At 72.1% G+C, this 14,477-nt stretch carries 14 protein-coding genes; 7 read left to right on the top strand and 7 right to left on the bottom strand.

The window, feature by feature from the left end; genetic code table 11:
• The first annotated feature begins 7 nt into the window (after positions 1-7).
• Positions 8-907, top strand: a complete 900-nt coding sequence (locus miv_RS07720) for a ParB/RepB/Spo0J family partition protein (RefSeq protein WP_207182126.1) — start codon at positions 8-10, stop codon at positions 905-907.
• A gap of 156 nt (positions 908-1,063) precedes the next feature.
• Here miv_RS07720 and holA read toward each other — a convergent pair whose 3' ends face one another.
• The 3 genes from holA to leuS form a co-directional block, all read right to left on the bottom strand.
• Positions 1,064-2,092, bottom strand: a complete 1,029-nt coding sequence (gene holA, locus miv_RS07725; protein WP_048427518.1) for a DNA polymerase III subunit delta — start codon at positions 2,090-2,092, stop codon at positions 1,064-1,066.
• A 7-nt stretch (positions 2,093-2,099) separates the two neighbouring features.
• Positions 2,100-2,636, bottom strand: coding sequence for an LPS assembly lipoprotein LptE (locus tag miv_RS07730; RefSeq protein ID WP_048427519.1), 537 nt, complete (start codon positions 2,634-2,636; stop codon positions 2,100-2,102).
• 272 nt (positions 2,637-2,908) lie between these two features.
• Positions 2,909-5,500, bottom strand: coding sequence for a leucine--tRNA ligase (gene leuS / locus miv_RS07735; protein WP_207182135.1), 2,592 nt, complete (start codon positions 5,498-5,500; stop codon positions 2,909-2,911).
• Between the two features lie 162 nt (positions 5,501-5,662).
• On the opposite strand from leuS, the gene miv_RS07740 reads away from it, so the two are divergent.
• On the top strand, positions 5,663-6,358 hold the full coding sequence (locus miv_RS07740) for a YggS family pyridoxal phosphate-dependent enzyme (RefSeq protein ID WP_207182137.1): 696 nt from the start codon (positions 5,663-5,665) through the stop codon (positions 6,356-6,358).
• A 10-nt stretch (positions 6,359-6,368) separates the two neighbouring features.
• Here miv_RS07740 and miv_RS07745 read toward each other — a convergent pair whose 3' ends face one another.
• Positions 6,369-6,569 carry a hypothetical protein gene (locus tag miv_RS07745; protein WP_048427522.1) on the bottom strand — a complete coding sequence of 67 codons (201 nt, stop codon included), beginning with the start codon at positions 6,567-6,569 and terminating at the stop codon, positions 6,369-6,371.
• Between the two features lie 175 nt (positions 6,570-6,744).
• Positions 6,745-7,278: a L,D-transpeptidase family protein gene (locus miv_RS07750; RefSeq protein ID WP_048427531.1), complete on the bottom strand. Its 534-nt coding sequence runs from the start codon at positions 7,276-7,278 to the stop codon at positions 6,745-6,747.
• A gap of 75 nt (positions 7,279-7,353) precedes the next feature.
• On the opposite strand from miv_RS07750, the gene miv_RS07755 reads away from it, so the two are divergent.
• Positions 7,354-8,004, top strand: coding sequence for a 3'-5' exonuclease (locus miv_RS07755; RefSeq protein WP_207182139.1), 651 nt, complete (start codon positions 7,354-7,356; stop codon positions 8,002-8,004).
• 168 nt (positions 8,005-8,172) lie between these two features.
• Complete coding sequence (locus miv_RS07760) at positions 8,173-8,859, top strand: response regulator transcription factor (protein WP_058617544.1); 687 nt, start codon at positions 8,173-8,175, stop codon at positions 8,857-8,859.
• A 36-nt stretch (positions 8,860-8,895) separates the two neighbouring features.
• Here the strand turns inward: miv_RS07760 and miv_RS07765 are convergent, their stop codons facing one another.
• Positions 8,896-9,984, bottom strand: a complete 1,089-nt coding sequence (locus miv_RS07765) for an alanine racemase (RefSeq protein WP_420865540.1) — start codon at positions 9,982-9,984, stop codon at positions 8,896-8,898.
• Between the two features lie 241 nt (positions 9,985-10,225).
• On the opposite strand from miv_RS07765, the gene miv_RS07770 reads away from it, so the two are divergent.
• The 3 genes from miv_RS07770 to dapD all read left to right on the top strand — a co-directional run bounded on the left by miv_RS07770 (position 10,226) and on the right by dapD (position 13,292).
• Positions 10,226-11,758, top strand: a complete 1,533-nt coding sequence (locus miv_RS07770) for a GGDEF domain-containing protein (protein ID WP_207182141.1) — start codon at positions 10,226-10,228, stop codon at positions 11,756-11,758.
• A gap of 169 nt (positions 11,759-11,927) precedes the next feature.
• Complete coding sequence (locus tag miv_RS07775; RefSeq protein ID WP_207182142.1) at positions 11,928-12,380, top strand: Crp/Fnr family transcriptional regulator; 453 nt, start codon at positions 11,928-11,930, stop codon at positions 12,378-12,380.
• A gap of 66 nt (positions 12,381-12,446) precedes the next feature.
• A complete protein-coding gene (gene dapD / locus miv_RS07780; protein ID WP_048427528.1) occupies positions 12,447-13,292 on the top strand; it encodes a 2,3,4,5-tetrahydropyridine-2,6-dicarboxylate N-succinyltransferase in 846 nt (281 codons plus the stop codon).
• Positions 13,293-13,394: 102 nt separating this feature from the next.
• Here dapD and panC read toward each other — a convergent pair whose 3' ends face one another.
• On the bottom strand, positions 13,395-14,258 hold the full coding sequence (gene panC / locus miv_RS07785; protein ID WP_207182144.1) for a pantoate--beta-alanine ligase: 864 nt from the start codon (positions 14,256-14,258) through the stop codon (positions 13,395-13,397).
• Between the last annotated feature and the right edge of the window lie 219 nt (positions 14,259-14,477).

A 14,477-nucleotide genomic window follows, 5' to 3' on the forward strand; every position in this document is an offset into this window, starting at 1 on the left:
GAAGGGCATGGCGGAGGAGGGAGCGCGACCGCGCCTCGGGCGGGGTCTCGCGGCGCTGATCGGTGATTTCGGCGAGGACGTCCCGGCCGCCACCGAGAAGCCAAAGGCCGGTCAGCGGCGTGTGCCGATCGAGTTCCTGCGGCCGAACCCGCGCAACCCGCGCCGCCACTTTGCCGAGACCGAGCTCGAGGAGCTGTCGGCCTCGATCCGGACCCGCGGGGTGATCCAGCCGATCGTCGTGCGGGCGCTCGCCAACCTGCCGGACGCGTTCGAGATCGTCGCCGGCGAGCGGCGCTGGCGCGCGGCGCAGCGGGCCGGCCTGCACGAGGTGCCGGTCGTCACGGTCGAGATCGACGACCGCACTTCGCTCGAATTCGCGATCCTGGAGAACGTCCAGCGCGCCGACCTCAACGCCATCGAGGAGGCGGCGGGCTACGAGCGGCTGATGAGCGAGTTTCGCTACACCCAGACCGAACTCGCCGAGATCATCGGCAAGAGCCGCAGCCATCTCGCCAACACGCTGCGCCTGCTGCAGCTGCCCCCGGCCGTTCAGGAGCACGTCGTCGCCGGTACCCTGACCGCCGGCCATGCCCGTGCGCTCCTCTCGGTCAAGGACCCGGAGGGCATCGCCCGCCGGGTGATCGAGGACGGGATGACGGTGCGCGAGGTCGAGGCGCTCGCCGCCGGTGAGCAGACCGGCACCGGGCCGCGTCCCGGCCGGCCGCGCAAGGTTGCGGCCGAGAAGGATGCCGACACCCGTGCCCTGGAGCGGCGGCTGGAAGACGTGCTCGGCGTCGTTGTGTCGATCGACGCCAAGGGCGGCGGTGGCGAGGTGCGCTTGCGCTACACGAGCCTCGACCAGCTCGACGGATTGTGCCGACGGCTGGAAATGCAGATCGGGGAGTGAGGAGGAAGGCTGGGCCGGATGGTCCGGCCTTCTTCGCGACGGCCCCGGCAGGCTGCCGCCGATCTCGTGACGCTGACAATCGCGTCCGAGAGGCGGTAATGGGCAATACGCCTGTCTTTCGGGGATCGGCCCGCTGTCGCGACGAAGGGGAGGGGGCTACCCCCGCCGCGCCGCCTCGCTGGCGAGGCGCAGGAAGAGGTCGGCCGCGATGGCGTGGGAGAAGTCGCCGCCGGCCCGGCGGGCGCCCAGCACGGCATCCTGCAGCAGCGATACCGCCCGGCGCAACGACGCTGGGCTCCAGCGGGCGAGCTGCGTCTCGACGATGCGCTGGCGGCGGAAATGCAGGCCGCGCCAGCCCGCCACCATCGCGCCCGGGCTCTTGCCTTCGCCGTCGAGGCGGGTGGCGAGCAGGGTGAGGCCGTGGCGGAGCGCGGCGCCCAGCATCACCGACGCGTCCATGCCCTCGATCTGGAAGCGGCGATAGCTGCGCTCGGTCTCGGCGATGCGGCCGGCGAAGGCGGCATCGACCAGGGTGTTGAGCATCGAGCCCGAGACGTCGCTGCCGATCGCCTCGACGTCGTCGATTCCGATTTCGCCCTGGCCGCGCGCGTAGAGAGCGAGCTTCTCGATCTCCCCGAGACTGGCCCGCCGGTCGCCGCCAAGCCCGGAGACGAGGAGATCGCGGGCGTCGCGTGTGATGCGCAGGTTGTCGGCCCGCAGCGTCCGGTCGATCAGGTCGGCGAGCGTGCCGGCATCGTCGGCGTAGCAGGGGATGGCGAGCGCCCGGGGCGAGCGCTCGCACACCACCCGCAAGGGAGCCGACTTGGCGAGGTCGCCGGCCTCGACCACGATCCGTGTGTCGGCACCCTCCTGCTTGAGGGCGGCCTCGACCGCCGGGGCGTAGTTGCGGCTGCCGGAACGTACCCAGACCGCACGCTTGCCGCCGAACAGACCGACGGTGCCGGCCTCGTCAATGAGGCGGCCGGGGTCGCTCGCCAGCACGTCGCCGTCGAGCTTGACCAGGGCGAAGGGATCGGTGGGATCGTCGACCGCCTTCTCGGCGAGCAGGCGCGCGCGCTCGGCGACGAGGCCGGTATCCGGGCCGTAAACCAGGATGACGGCGATGCGCGGGTCGGGGCCGCGGCGCAGCAGCCCCTCGACCTCGCCGGCCTTCACGGCTGTCATGACGCGCTCAGGGCTGGGTCGCCAGGATCGCGGCGACGCGGGTCTTGATCTGCTCGGAGAGCAGCTTGGCGAGCCGGATCTCGGCGTCGCGGGCAGCCCGCAGGCTGGCGAAGCGCTGGGACGAGCGGTCGTAGGTCGCGGTACCCTGGGCGACACCCTCCGTGAGGGTGCGGTCGCCGGACAAGGTCTGAACCTTGTAGGAGGCGGTGCCGAACAGGGTCGCGGATTCGGCCCGGCCGGTGATCGAGCTGACGATCGGGGTCTGCACCGTCTCGCTCGCGGTCAAGGTCAGGCGGTACTTCTTGTCCGAGGGCTGGCCGGAGCCGTCGAGGTCGAACACCAGCTCGCTGCGCAGGTAGTGGCCGAGACGTTCCTGGCCCTGGGCCGTCTTGGCCGGGTCGACCTGAATCGAGGCCAGTACGGCGCTCAGGGGTGCGCCGGAAGCGGTCGGCCCGTAGAGCGGACGAAAGCAGGCCGAGAGACCGAGCGCCAGGGTGGCGACGAGAGTGAGGTTCCGCGCCGTCTTCACCGTGCTGCCTGCCATCAAGCCTGTCATGAAGGTCCGTCCTGCCACCACGCGTCCCGTTACCGCCCCGCCGAGGTCCTGCCAAGAGGCGTGACCGTGGGGAGGGGCGGTCCCGGCAAGCCCTGCCTTCCGGGCCGCCAGGTTAGGGGGTGATCCTAAAAAATCTCTGCGGCGACAGCAGGGCCGGGGGACGAAGGCGGCGAGAATATCGGGGACTACGGTGTCAAACGAAAGGCCCGGCGATCGTCGGATCGCCGGGCCCCGCTCGCTGCCGTGATCGTGTCGATCGATCAGACGACGATGTTCACGATGCGCAGCGGCACCACGATCACCTTGCGGGGCGGCTTGCCTTCGAGCGCGCGCTGCACCGGCTCGAGCGCCAGCACCGCCGCCTGGACCGCGGCCTGGTCGGCGTCCCGCGGCACCGTCACGTCGGCGCGCTTGCGGCCGTTGATCTGCACCGGCATCGTCACGCTGTCCTCGACCAGGAGGTCGTGGCGGACCTCCGGCCAGCCCGCCTCGGCGACCAGGCCGTCCTGCCCCAGCGCCGTCCAGCAGGCCTCGGCGAGGTGCGGCATCATCGGGGCGATGAGCTGCACCAGGATCCGCGTCGCCTCCCGCAGGGCGGGGGAGGGGGCGTGGCCGCGTTCCGTGGCGACCGCCTCCTGCAGGCTGTTCGCCAGCTCGTAGACATGGGCGACGCAGCGGTTGAAGCGCAGGCGCTCGATATCCTCGCCCACCGCGGCGAGGGCCTTGTGGGCCGCCTTCAGCACCGCCGGGTTGTCGTCGCGCGCCGCCTCGGTCCCGCCCTCGGCGACTTCGCTCACCATGCGCCAGACGCGCTGGACGAAGCGGGAGGCCCCCTGGACGCCGTCCTCGGTCCAGATCACGTCGCGCTCCGGCGGGGAGTCGGAGAGCATGAACCAGCGGGCGGTGTCGGCGCCGTACGAAGCGATGATGTCGTCCGGGTCGACGACGTTCTTCTTCGACTTCGACATCTTCTCGATCGCACCGATCGAGACGGGCGCTTCGGTTTTCACGTGAAACGCCTTGCGGGCGCCATCCTCGCTGACGATCCGCACGTCGACCGGCTGCACCCAGGCGCCGGCCTCGTCGCGATAGGTCTCGTGGACGACCATGCCCTGGGTGAAAAGGCCCGCGAAGGGCTCGTCGACACCGGCCCAGCCGGTCTGGCGCATCGCCCGCATGAAGAAGCGGGAGTAGAGCAGGTGCAGGATCGCGTGCTCGATGCCGCCGATATACTGATCGACCGGCAGCCAGTGATCGGCCACAGCCTTCTCGGTCGGCGCGTCCGTCAGCCACGGCGCGGTGAAGCGGGCGAAGTACCAGGACGAATCGACGAAGGTGTCCATCGTGTCGGTCTCGCGCCGGGCCGGCTTGCCGCAACACGGGCAGGGCACGTTGCGCCAGGCGGCATCGCGCTCGAGCGGGTTGCCGGGCACGTCGAAGGACACCTCCTCGGGCAGCTTCACCGGCAGATCCGCGACCGGCACCGGCACGACGCCGCACGAGTCGCAGTGGATCACCGGGATCGGGCAGCCCCAGTAGCGCTGGCGCGACACGCCCCAATCGCGCAGGCGGAACTGCACCCGGCGTCGGCCGACCGAGGCGCCGTCCAGGGTCTCGGCCTCCAGCCGGTCGGCAACAGTCTTGAACGCCGTGTCGGTGTCCATCCCGTCGAGGAAGCGCGAGTTGATCATCCGGCCGTCGCCGTCATAGGCGGTGTCGGTGATCACGAAGGCGGCCGGGTCCTGGTCCGGCGGGCACACGACCGGGGTGTTGCCGAGACCGTACTTGTTGGCGAAGTCGAGGTCGCGCTGGTCGTGCGCCGGGCAGCCGAACACCGCGCCGGTGCCGTACTCCATCAGCACGAAGTTGGCGACGTAGACCGGCAGGGTCCAGGACGGGTCGAGGGGGTGGCGGACCTTGAGGCCGGTGTCGAAGCCGAGCTTCTCCGCCGTGTCGATCGCGGCCTGCGCCGTGCCCATGCGCCGGCACTCGGCGATGAAGTCCTGCAGGGCCGGGTTGCCGGCGGCGACCGAAGCGGCGAGCGGGTGGTCGGCGGCGACCGCCAGGAACTTGGCGCCGAACAGGGTGTCGGGCCGCGTCGTGTAGACCGTCACCTCGGAGCCCGCGCCCTCCGGCGCCGATTCGAGGGCAAAGCGCAGCTCCAGCCCTTCCGAGCGGCCGATCCAGTTGCGCTGCATCAGCCGGACCTTTTCCGGCCAGCGCTCCAGGGTGTCGAGCCGGTCGTCCAGATCCTGGGCGAAGTCGGTGATCTTGAAGAACCACTGGGTCAGCTCGCGCTGCTCGACCAGCGCCCCCGAGCGCCAGCCGCGCCCGTCGATCACCTGCTCGTTGGCCAGCACGGTGTGGTCGACCGGGTCCCAGTTCACCTTGGCGGTGCGGCGCGAGACCAGCCCGGCCTTCAGGAAGTCGAGGAACATCCGCTGCTGGTGCTTGTAGTATTCGGGATCGCAGGTCGCGATCTCCCGGCTCCAGTCGAGCGACAGACCCATCGATTGGAGCTGTGTCCGCATCGTCGCGATGTTGGCGTAGGTCCAGTCCCGCGGGTTGACCTTGTTCTGCATCGCGGCGTTCTCGGCCGGCAGGCCGAACGCGTCCCAGCCCATCGGGTGCAGGACGTTGAAGCCCTTGGCCCGCTTGTAGCGCGCCACCACGTCGCCCATGGCGTAGTTGCGGACGTGGCCCATATGGATGCGCCCCGACGGATAGGGGAACATCTCGAGCACGTAGTATTTCGGACGGGGATCGTCGTTGCGGGTGCGAAAAATCTCGCGCTCGGCCCACACCTGCTGCCAGTGGGGCTCGGAATCCTTCGCGTTGTAACGTTCGGCCATGGGCGGCGTCTTTGCGACCGGTCGGCGCCGGCGCCGTGAGCACCGGCGGCAGGGATGAAGGGAAAACGTCACGGCCGCAAACGGTTGAGCTTGCTCGGCGCGGCGCCGGCGGACTAGGACACGGTTTGGTCCCGAGGGTCAACAATGGAGAGGCAGCCGGTCATGATCGACCCGCAGACCGTCACGTCGAACCTGGCCGAGGTGCGGGCGGCGATCGCCCGGGCGGCCGAGGACAGCGAGCGCGATCCCGCGGGCGTCGCCCTCATCGCGGTGTCGAAGACGATTCCGCCCGAGGGGATCCAGCCGGCGCTGGAAGCCGGACAACGCTGTTTCGGAGAGAACTACGTCCAGGAGGCGAAGGCCAAGTGGCCGGCCCTGCGCGAGGCGTATCCGGACGCCGAACTGCATCTGATCGGCCCGCTGCAATCGAACAAGGCCCGCGAGGCGGTCGAGCTGTTCGACGTGATCCACACCCTGGACCGGACCTCGCTCGCCGCGGCGCTCGGCAAGGAGATCCAGCGCAACGGCCGGCATCCGCGCCTGCTGGTGCAGGTCAATACCGGCGAGGAGCCGCAGAAGGGCGGCGTGGCGCCGGGCGGGCTCGACGCGTTCCTGGCGGAGTGCCGGGATACGCACGGCCTCACGGTCTGCGGCCTGATGTGCATTCCCCCGGCGGAGGACCCGCCCTCGGCGCATTTCGGCCTGCTGGCGGCGATCGCCCGCCGCCACGCCCTGCCGATCCTGTCGATGGGGATGAGCGCCGACTACCCGGCGGCGATCCAGATGGGAGCGACCCATGTGCGGGTCGGCAGCGCGATCTTCGGGGCGCGTCGGCCCAAGGCGGCGACGGCGGACTGACGCGCGGCCGTCAATTGGCGTGCAGGCAGCGGATCTCCTCCCGCGCCTGCTCCAGGAAGCGGACGCGGTCCTCGTCCGTGAGCAGGACGGGGGAATTCGGCAGCCCGTCGCGGTAACGGGCCGAGCCGTTCCAGAGGGTGCCGCGCGGCCCCTCCACGGCATGGATCTGGCGGGCCCGAACGATCTCGGTCGCGGTATAGGCGTCGAGCATGCGTCTCTCCCTGCGTCCGGTGCGGCTTTTGTGTGGCAGTCGAACCCTAGCGCATGTTTTCGAGGTGCGCGAGTGTGGCAGCGTTACCAAATCTAAAGATTTCGTTGTGCCGTGCAGCATCGCGCGACGGTGAGGATCTCCATCCCTCGCCCCGCGAAACCGGAGAAGATCTTTCTCAGATCGTGAGACGCGTGCCGGGGCCGAGGCGGCGCAGGAGCCGCACCAGGTCGGGGCGGCGCAGGGCGACGCAGCCCTCGGTCGGCCGGAAGCCCGGGCGGGCGACGTGGAGGAAGATGGCGCTGCCGCGTCCGGGGCGGATCGGGCCGCGGTTGTAGTCGAGGTCGATCACGAGGTCGTAGAGCCCGTCGTCGCGCCACATCGCCTCGGCGCTGATGCCGGGGGCCGGGAGGGCGAGAGGCCGGTTGTAGCGCCGGTCGCGCGGGTCGTCGCACCAGCCGTCGCCGGGGCGGATCGCCCGCAAGGGGAGGGGGGTCGGTGGGCGCGTCCCGAGCCGGTCGGGCCGGTAGAAGCCGCCGCGCAGCCGGAAGGTGCCGCGGGGCGACGCCCCGTCGCCCTCGCGTTTCACCTGCCGCTGGCCGCCCTTGCCCAGGGCGCAGGGAATCAGGACCGGGCCGGCGATCAGGGTGCCGCGGCGGCGGTCGAGGGGGTTCGGGCGGACCCGCAGGTGCGGAAGGGTCGTGCGCTTCATCGCCATCCTCTTTAAGGCTCCCGCCGCGACGGCTCCAGGGCCGCCGATCCACGAACCCGGGCGAATCCGCGACCGATGCCTGAGCCGACCCCGATTCCCGACTGGCTCGGCTGGCTGCCGCCGCGTCTCGTCGCCCTCGATGTCGAGGCCACCGGCCTTGCCGCGGGCGACCGGATGGTGAGCGTGGGCGTGGTGGCGCTCGCGACCGCCTCGCTCGCCACCGGCCGGCCCGAGATCGCCTGTCACCACCTGATCTTCGATCCGGGCCGGCCGAGCCACCCGGCGGCGCAAGCCGTGCACGGCTACGACGACTGGCTCCTGCGCCATCAGGATCCGGCCGCGATGCACCTCGCGGCGCTGGCGGGGATCCTGGCGGGGGCCGACCTCGTCGTCGCCCACAACGCCGCCTTCGATCTCGCCGTCCTCGACCGCGAGATGGCGGCGACCGGCCTGCCGGCCGTCTCGGCCAAGGTCTATTGCACCATGGAGGCCTATCGCCGCCGCGGCGAGAGGGGGCGCGCCGCCCTCGACGCGGTGTGTCGGCGCATGGGGCTCGCCCGGGTCGGCACCCGCCACGGAGCGCTGGAGGACGCCTGGCTGGCGCTCCGGGCCTATCTCTGGCTCCAGGCCTGCCCGGTGGCGGTGGCGCGCCCGGAGCTGACCGCGCCGAGCAACCTGCGGCCCGTTCCACCCCGGCCGGAGGGGCCGCTGCCGCCCCGCGCCTGAGCCCCGATGCCGTGGACAGGGAGGGGCCCGGCCCTTGCCGCGGCCCGGCGCTCCGCTACTCTGCCCCGCACGCTGCCAGGCTGCGCTCCGTCCCGGATCGCCGCCCCGGCCGGCGGCGGGGCCGAGCCCGGCCGGCGGCCGACCGTTCTGTTCGAGAGTGCCGGTTCGATGTCGAACGCCCACCGCCTGCTCGTCGTCGACGACGATCCGACCCTGCGCGACACCCTGACCGAGCAGCTCGCCCTCTCGGATTCCTTCGACGTGGTGACCGCCGAGACCGCGCAGGGCGCGATGGAGCGGGTCTCCTCCGAGCGGATCGACCTCGTGGTGATGGATGTCGGCCTGCCCGACCTCGACGGGCGCGAGGCCGTGCGGCAGATGCGGCAGGGCGGCTTTCGCGGCCCGGTGATCATGCTGACCGGCCAGGCCTCCGACACCGACACCGTGCAGGGGCTGGATGCCGGCGCCAACGACTACGTGACGAAGCCGTTCAAGCTCGCGGTGCTGCTCGCCCGCATCCGCGCCCAGCTGCGCCAGTACGAGGCGAGCGAGGACGCGGTGTTCCAGATCGGCCCCTACACCTTCCGGCCGGGCGCGAAGCTCCTCGTCGGCGAGCGCGGCTCGAAGCTGAAGCTCACCGAGAAGGAGACCGCGATCCTGCGCTTCCTCTACCGCGCCGGCCGGCAGGTGGTGGGGCGCGACACCCTGCTCGCCGAGGTGTGGGGCTACAACGCCCAGGTCACCACCCACACCCTCGAGACCCACATCTACCGCCTGCGCCAGAAGATCGAGCCGAACCCGGCGACCGCCTCGATCCTGGTGACGGAGGGCGGCGGCTACAAGCTGCTGCCCTGAGCCTCGCTCACCGCCCCGCGTTCACGCGCGGCGTGCTCACGCGATCATTCCCCGCGCCGCCACCGGCAGCGTGCCGACGATCGCGCCGCCGCGCACCGTCACCAGCGTGTCGACCATGTTGACGACGACGCAGACGTGGTTGGGCACCACCTCGACGAGCGTCCCGACCGCGGGTCGGTCGGCGCAGGCCGAGAGGTCGAGGAAGCCGTGCTCCTCGGCAAAGGCGTGGATGCGCGCGCCCGGATGGTCGGGCAGGAGCCCGAACCCGTCGAGCCCGCCGCCGGTATCGCTGGTGAGCGTCTTCGAGCCGGCATCCAGGATGCCGCGCTCGGGCCCCGCCCGGCTCACCACCCGGGCGAGCACGGCCAGCGCGCACTCCTCCAGGGTGGCGACGCCCGCCGCCATCATCATCCGGTCGTTGAAGATCACGGTGCCGGCCCGGTGCTCGGTGGCGCCGCGAATCTGGCCGAGCTCCGGCAGGTTCGGCGTGCCGCCGGTCGAGACGATCCGGGGCTCGAGCCCGAGGGCGGCGAGGCCCGCCTTCGCCTCGTCGAGGAACGTCTGGGCCCCGGCGGCGTCCCCGGCCGGCGGGTAGAGGAGCAGGCCCGCGAAGGCGAGGCCTGGGCGGCTCGCGATGTCGCGGGCGAGCGCCACCGCCTCGCCCGGGGTCTCGACGCCGGCGCGCTTGCGGCCGGTGTCGCATTCCACCACCACGTCGAGGGTGCGCCCGCCGGCCCGCGCGGCCTCCTCCAGGCCCGCCACGGTCACCGGGTTGTCGGCCGCGACCGTGAGCCGGGCCGGGCTCTCGCGCAGGAGCCGCCCGAGACGCCCGACCGCGTGCGGGCCGACCAGGTTGTAGCTCACCAGGATGTCGTCGATGCCGGCCGCCGCCATCACCTCGGCCTCGCCGATCTTCTGGCACGTCACGCCCCGCGCGCCGGCCGCGATCTGCATCCGGGCGAGGACCGGGCTCTTGTGCGTCTTGATGTGCGGGCGGTTGGCGAGCCCGGCCGCGTCGCAGGCGGCCTGGAGCCGGGCGATGTTGCGCTCGACCCGGTCGAGGTCGATGACGACCGCGGGCGTGCCGTAGCGGCGGGCGATCTCTTCGCGCAAGGCGGGGGCGATCATCGCGACGTCCCCCGTCCGGGCCGGGCCCGCCCCATCCTCACCCTGCGCGCCCGATCGATCGCTTCCGTGCCGCCCATGACGGTCCCTTCCCTGCAGGTGTCCGGCCGGGACCGTAGCCGGAAACGGGGCGTGCCGGCCACCGGCCGAAACGGCATCCGGGTAAGGCTCGGACGCAACCCAATCTTAGACTTCGGGTCATACACCGGTCGTATTGCAGGCACTGCGCAACGGAGCGCCGATGCACCCTCGAGCCCGTCGGCGGGGTCCCGCCGCCTCCCGCGCGCTGGCCGGATCGATCGTCGCCGTCACCCTGGTGATCGGCGCCGCCTCGGGTCTGACGGTCATGCAGATGCGCCGCAGCGCCTGGGAGCAGGTCGGCCGGGTGTCGCAGAACCTGCTGGAGGCGGTCGAGCACATGGTCGACCGCAACATCGAGTTCTACGACCTGTCGCTCCAGGCGGTGGTGGACGGGCTGCAGAACCCGGCGATCGACGAGAGCCCGCCGGAGCTGCGCCAGCTCGCCCTGTTCGACCGGGCCGCGACGGCGAACGGCCTCGGCGCGATCCTGGCCCTCGACCCGCAGGGACAGGCCTTCGTCGATTCCACCAACGCGGTACCGCGGGCCCTGGCCTTCCCCGAGGCGGATTTCTTCCTGGCTCACAAGCAGCGGGGAGATGTCGGGCTCTATATCGGCAAGCCGTTCCGCATGGCGCCGGACGGCCGCTGGGTGATCCCGCTCAGCCGGCGCCTCGCCTACGCGGACGGCGCCTTCGCCGGCGTGGTGATGGGAACCATCGATATCGGCTACTTCAACGGCCTGTTCGCCCGCCTCAGCATCGGCGACCAGAGCCGCATCGCGTTCTTCCGCGACAGCGGCGAACTCCTGGTGCGCAGCCCGCCCATCGAGCGCATGATCGGCGAGGACCTGTCGTCCCTCGCGCATTTCCGGCGCTTCTTCGAGCACCGATCGGGCCAGTTCGTCGCGCCCGGCCACCCGGACGGGGTCGAGGCCCTGTTCACCTACTGCCGGGTCGGCCGCCATCCGCTGGTGGCGACGGCCGTGGTGCCGACCGAGGTGATCACGGCCCTGTGGCGGCCCAAGGCCATCGCCATCGCGGTGCTGGTGGCGATCCTGTGCGGCGGCATGATCGGGCTGACCCTGCGGCTCCAGCGCGAGCTGGAACGGCGCAGCCGGGCCGAGGCGCGCGCGCTCGACGCCAACCGCGATCTCGCCCGCCTCGCCCATACCGACGGGCTGACCGGCCTGCCGAACCGGCGCCATTTCGACGAGGCCTTCGCGCGGGCGCAGGAGCAGGCCCGGGGGCCGATGCCGCGCCGGGCGACGTTCAGCCTCGTCCTCCTCGATGCCGACCGGTTCAAGCTCTACAACGACACCTACGGCCACCTCGCCGGCGACGAGGTGCTGCGCGCCATCGCCCGGGTGCTGCAGCGCCAGATCCGCGGGCCGGAGGAGACCGCCTGCCGGATCGGCGGCGAGGAATTCGCCGTACTGCTGCCCGGCGCGTCGAGCGCCGAGGCGGTCGCCCGGGCCGAGCGCATCCGCCTGGCGGTCGCGCGCCTGCTGATCCCGCATGCCGGCAACGAGGGCGGCGGCATCACGGTGAGCCTCGGCGTCGCCGAGGCCGGCCCGGGCGAGAGCGGCGGCGCGTGCTTCGCGGCCACCGACGCGGCGCTCTACGAGGCCAAGCGCCTCGGCCGCAACCGTGTGGTGGCCCGCCTGGGCGGCGCGGAGAGCGCGAGGGTCGCGTGAGGGGCGCAAGCCCGCACCGGGCGGGTTCCTGCCACCCGGCGTGACCGATCGGACATCGGAAGAGGGGCCGGCGCGCATGGTGCCGGCGCGCCGGATCGGCTAGAGCTTGGCCGGGCCGCCCGGGCGCGGAAGGACCGCGCCGGGGTTGCGGCAGGGGAGAGCGAGGCCGTTGGCGCTCGACGACGACATCGCGATTCTGGCCGCCGCGCCGCTGTTCGGATTGATGGATCGGGACGCCCTGCGGCTGATCTCGTTCGCGGCCGAGCGCCGCCGTCTCGAGCCCGGCGCCGTGCTGTTCACCCGCGGCACGCCGGCCGATGGCGGCTTCGTGGTGACGCGCGGCACCGTCGTGCTGGAGCCCCGCTCGCCCCGCGGCGTCCCGGTCGAGGCCGGGCCATCCACCCTGATCGGGCAGACCGCCCTGTTCCTCCCCCTGGAGCGGCCGAGCACGGCGCGGGTCGGCGCCGACCCCGCCGAGGTGATGGTCGTCACGCAGGCCCTGATGCGCCGGGTGCTCGAGGTGTTTCCCGACGCGGCCGCGGTGATCCACGACGTGCTGGCCGACGAGCTCGCCGCCCTCACCCGTACCTTTGCCAGCAGCCGCGCCGCTGACCCGACGTGACAGCGGGGCCGAGGCTTTGATAGAGGGGACGCCGATACGACTTCCCTCCCGCCCTGGACGCCTCCCATGTCGCACGCCGATCTCGCCCGGACCATCGAAGCCGCCTGGGAGGACCGCGCGAATGTCGGGGCCGACACGCGCGGGCCGGTCCGCGAGGCGGTCGACGCCGCCCTGGCGCTGCTCGATTCCGGCGAGGCCCGGGTGGCCGAGAAGGTCGAGGGCGGCGACTGGCACGTTAACCAGTGGCTGAAGAAGGCGGTGCTGCTCTCGTTCCGCCTCAACGACATGGCGCTGATCGAGGGTGGGCCCGGCGGCGGTGGCTGGTGGGACAAGGTGCCGTCGAAGTTCGAGGGCTGGGACGCCGCGCGCTTCCGCGCCGCCGGCTTCCGGGCCGTGCCGGGCGCGGTGGTGCGCCGGGGCGCCCACATCGCGCCGGGCGCGGTGCTGATGCCGTCCTTCGTCAATCTCGGCGCCCATGTCGGCGAGGGCTCGATGATCGACACCTGGGCCACGGTCGGCTCCTGCGCCCAGATCGGCAAGCACTGCCACATCTCCGGCGGCGCCGGCATCGCCGGGGTGCTCGAGCCGCTCCAGGCCAACCCGGTCATCATCGAGGACAACTGCTTCATCGGCGCCCGCGCCGAGGTGGCCGAGGGCGTGATCGTCGGCGAGGGCAGCGTGCTCTCGATGGGCGTCTATATCGGCGCCTCGACCAAGATCATCGACCGGGCCACCGGCGAGGTCTCGTATGGCCGCGTGCCGCCCTACTCGGTGGTGGTGTCGGGCACGCAGCCCGGCAAGGCGCTGCCGGACGGTACCCCGGGCCCGTCGCTCTACTGCGCCGTCATCGTCAAGCGCGTCGATGCCGGCACCCGGGCCAAGACCGCGATCAACGACCTTCTGCGGGACTGACATCCCGTGCGGGACTGACATCCCGAGCGGGACTGACGTCCCGAGCGGGACCGATGTTTCGGGAGCGGGCGGGGCCGGACCCCGCCCGCCGTCGCGGTCGCGTCAGACCGCGACGTTGTCGATGAGGCGGGTGCGGCCGAGATAGGCCGCCACCAGCACGCGGGCCGGGCCCTCGACCCGCTCCAGGGGCGCCAGGCTCTCGGCGTCGGCCACCGACAGGTACTGCACGGGCCCGAAGCCCGCCGCTTCGAGCGCGGCGCGGCCCTCCGCCAGGGCAGGTGCCGTCGCCGCGCCGCCGCGCACCGCCGCGGCCACCCGCTGCAGCACCGCGTGGATCGTCGGGGCGGCGTGCCGCTCCTCGGTCGAGAGGTAGCGGTTGCGCGACGACAGGGCGAGGCCGTCGGCCTCCCGCACCGTCGGCACGCCCTCGATCGCCACCGGGACGTCGAGGTCGCGGGCGGCGCGCCGGATCACCTGGAGCTGCTGGAAATCCTTCTCGCCGAAGAGAGCGAGATCGGGCAGGGCCTGGAGCAGGAGCTTCGTCACCACGGTGGCGACGCCCGCGAAATGTCCCGGCCGCACCGGGCCGCACAGCCCCTCCGTCAGGCCCGCCACCGTCACGGTCGTGGCGAAGCCCGGCGGATACATCGTCGCCACGTCGGGCAGGTAGGCGGCATCCGCCCCGACCTCGGCCAGGAGAGCGATGTCGTCCTCCAGGACGCGGGGGTAGCGCGAAAAGTCCTCGTTGGGGCCGAACTGCGTCGGGTTGACGAAGATGCTGACGATCACCCGCCGGCACCGCTCCTGCGCCTGCCGCACCAGGGCGAGGTGCCCCTCGTGCAGGGCCCCCATGGTCGGCACCAAAGCCACGGTCTCCCCGGCTCTCCGCCAGTCGCGCACCCGACCCTGCAGGGCGGCGACGTCGCCGAGACGGAGGACGGCGGAAGGGGAGGGGGGTGGCGTCATCGCGCGAGGCTCCTGTCGGTCGAACCGGCGCGACGGTAATCGGCGCGCCGGAGCCGCGCCAGGGGAGCCTTGGGAGGAGAGTTTTGGGAGAAGAGCCTTGGGAGGAACCCGGCTGCGATTCCGTCGAACGGGATTGCAGATGGAAGTCCGGCTCGGCCGAGTGATCCTACCCCGGATCACCGGCGGACTTTGGGGCAGGCGAGCGATTCATCTCTCGTA

Source organism: Methylobacterium indicum (assembly GCF_017347565.1).
Classification (GTDB): domain Bacteria; phylum Pseudomonadota; class Alphaproteobacteria; order Rhizobiales; family Beijerinckiaceae; genus Methylobacterium; species Methylobacterium indicum.